Raw genomic sequence first — 2,926 nt, 5'->3', positions numbered from 1 at the left:
GCTTCGCGGAGCCTGTCATCGGGCCGGCCGACGGCCGGACCCGGTGGCTCGCAATGACGGAGAGACTTGCCTGCTCTGCGAGCCCGTGTCCCGGGCGCGGTGCAGCACGTAGTGCTGCTCCGCAGACCCGGGATCCCGGTTGAGGCGCAAACCCCGTACCCGGGGCCCCGGATCTGCAGCGCACCACGCCGCAAGGGCGGCGCGCTGCGCCGCGTCCGGGGCACAGCTTTTGTCCGAGCGCGCTTCCTTACTTGTATTCGCGCTCGTCCCACCACGGGAAGTAGGGCGGCATGTCGGACGTGACCTTGTTCTTGAACTGCGCCGGGCGCTTTTCCAGAAACGAGGTGACGCCTTCCTTGACGTCGTCGGAGCGGCCGCGCTCGTAGATGCCGCGGCTGTCGATCTTGTGGGCTTCCATCGGATCGTCGGCGCCCATCATCCGCCACATCATCTGCCGGATCAGTGCCACCGAAACGGGCGCCGTCTTGGCGGCGATTTCCTTGGCCAGCGTGCGCGCAGTCTCGAGCAACTGATCGGCCGGCACGACGCGGCTCACCAGCTTGCCGTCGAGCGCTTCCTGCGCCGGGAACACGCGGCCGGTGTAGCACCACTCCAAAGCCTGAGCGATGCCGACGATGCGCGGCAGGAACCAGCTCGACGCTGCTTCCGGCACGATGCCACGCTGCGAGAACACGAAGCCGAATCGCGCGGCTTCGGATGCGATGCGGATATCCATCGCGAGCTGCATGGTGACGCCGATGCCGACCGCGGGGCCGTTCACAGCCGCGATCACCGGCTTCAGGCATTTGAAGATACGCAGCGTCACCTGACCGCCGCCGTCGCGCACTTGCGGATCGGAATAGTCGGTCGAGCCGTCGGCGTTGCGCCGGACCGGACCGCGCCGGGCGTCGCGGTCGAAGGTGTCGGCGCCCGAGGAGAGGTCGGCGCCAGCGCAGAACGCGCGGCCTTCGCCGGTAACGATGATCGCCCGGATATTGTCGTCGGCGTCGGCCTTGTCGAACGCCTCGATCAGTTCACGCTGCATCGCCGGATTGAAGGCGTTGAGTTTCTCCGGCCGGTTCAGCGTGATCGTGAGAATCTGATCGGCGACCTCGTATTTGATGGTCTCGTAGGCCATGGGTGTTTCCTTCGCCCGTTGTTGTTCTTGTTGGTGCCTTGCGGCGCGTCATTCCGGGACGCGCACATTCGCGCTGCGCCCCGGATGATGATGGTTAGTTGCTGGGTGGTGCCGAGGTCAAGCGCGGCGGTTCACCGCGGCGGTGTCGGCCACGGCTTCTGCGCGCCCCGCAGATTTTCGTAAGCCTTCGCGATCCTCAGCACGCCGAGATCGTCATAACGACGGCCGACGATCTGCACGCCGATCGGGAATCCCTTCGAGCTATAGCCGCCATTGATCGAGGCGGCGGGATTCTCCGCCATATTCCACGGAACGGTATAGAGGATGTGATCGAACGGAATATTCGGATCGTCGAGCGGCGAGGGCAGATCGGCGGCAAAGCTGACCACCGGCGCGACCGGCGAGATCAGGTAGTCGATGTTGGCGAACAGCTTCGCGCCCATCGCCCGCACCGCCATGGTCTGGTTGAAGCCGCGTACCACCTCGACGCCGGACAAGGTCGCTCCGCCTTCGGCCCAGCGCACGATGTAGGGCAGCACCTGCGCGCGCTGCGCTTCGCTGAGCTTGCTGACATCGTCCCACATCCGCGCGCGCCAGAACGCGTCGAGCCCGTCCATCATCTCGCGGGTGAAGCCAAGCTGCACCTCCTCGACGATCGCGCCCTGCGCCGCGAGTAGCCGCGCAGCCTCGGTGACGACGCGGCGGACGTCATCCTCCAGCGTCATGCCGAAGCCGAGATCGGTCAGCAGGCCGATTTTCTTGCCGCGCAGATCGACGTCGAGTTCGCTCCAGGCGATGTCCTGCGGCGGCAGGCTCATGCCGTCGCGCGGATCGGGCTGCGACAGCACGCTCATCATCAGCGCGGAATCGTCGACGGTGCGCGTCATCGGTCCGGCGCAGCGGCCGACATAGGGCGGATCGATCGGCACGCGTCCGAGCGACGGCTTCAGCGCGAAGATTCCGCACCAGTTCGCCGGCAGCCGCACCGAGCCGCCGATATCGGTGCCAAGATGCAGCGGCCCGTAGCCCGCCGCGCCGGCAGCGCCCGCGCCGGCGGACGAGCCGCCGGTGTTCTGCGTGATGTCCCATGGATTGCGGGTGACGCCGTGAAAGCTCGACAGCCCCGACGACAGCATGCCGAAATCCGGCATCGTCGTCTTGCTCCACAAAATGCCGCCGGCTTCGCGCAGCCGCGCCGCGGGCGGCGCATCGACCGCCGCCGGCGTCCGCGCGGTGATGGGCACGCCGAGCGGCACAGGCGTGCCTTGCGTCGCCACGTTCTCCTTGACGGTGACCGGCACTCCGTCGAGCAGGCCTTGCGGCTCGCCCTTCTGCCAGCGCTCGGTCGAGGCCCGCGCGGCGCGGCGGGCGCCGTCGGGATCGAACGCGTACAGCGCGTTGAGATGCGGCTCCCAGCGCTCGGCCTGGGCGATCACTTCGTCCATCACTTCGGCAGGGGAGAACTGCTTGCTGTAGTAGCCGGCCAGGAGTTCGGTCGCGGAGAGGTCGTTCAGCGTCGTCGTCTTGCTGGAGAGGCCGTCAGACATTGGCGGCCACCGGCAGGCGGGTTTCGACGATGCGGGCGAACATGCTGGCGCCGATCGGCAGGATCTTGTCGTCGAGTACGTAGCCGGGATTGTGCACCGGCACGTCGCCGTCGTGGCCGATCCAGAAATACGCGCCGGGGATCGCCTGCAGCATGTCGGCGAAATCCTCCGAGCCCATCTTCGGCTGCGAGCGGGTGATCACCTTGTCGGCGCCGACCACGCCGCGCGCGACCTCGGCGAC

At 67.3% G+C, this 2,926-nt stretch carries 3 protein-coding genes; all 3 read right to left on the bottom strand.

The window, feature by feature from the left end:
* Positions 1-247: 247 nt before the first annotated feature.
* Positions 248-1,138 (bottom strand): crotonase/enoyl-CoA hydratase family protein, encoded by an 891-nt coding sequence (locus ACOJTD_RS24125; RefSeq protein ID WP_420135383.1) that lies wholly within the window; start codon positions 1,136-1,138, stop codon positions 248-250.
* A gap of 131 nt (positions 1,139-1,269) precedes the next feature.
* On the bottom strand, positions 1,270-2,685 hold the full coding sequence (locus ACOJTD_RS24120) for an amidase (RefSeq protein ID WP_420135382.1): 1,416 nt from the start codon (positions 2,683-2,685) through the stop codon (positions 1,270-1,272).
* Positions 2,678-2,926, bottom strand: a 249-nt coding sequence (locus ACOJTD_RS24115) for a M20/M25/M40 family metallo-hydrolase (RefSeq protein WP_420135381.1), incomplete at its 5' end; no start/stop codon positions are given. The genes ACOJTD_RS24115 and ACOJTD_RS24120, both read right to left, overlap by 8 nt.

The organism is Rhodopseudomonas sp. (genome assembly GCF_048594845.1).
In the GTDB taxonomy this organism is placed as follows: Bacteria; Pseudomonadota; Alphaproteobacteria; order Rhizobiales; family Xanthobacteraceae; genus Rhodopseudomonas.
This window is presented reverse-complemented; position numbering and strand designations above follow the sequence as displayed.

Coding starts and splice junctions, on each gene's coding strand:
- ACOJTD_RS24125 (WP_420135383.1), bottom strand. CDS start 1,138: ATGGCCTACGAGACCATCAAATACGAGGTCGCCGATCAGATTCTCACG.
- ACOJTD_RS24120 (WP_420135382.1), bottom strand. CDS start 2,685: ATGTCTGACGGCCTCTCCAGCAAGACGACGACGCTGAACGACCTCTCC.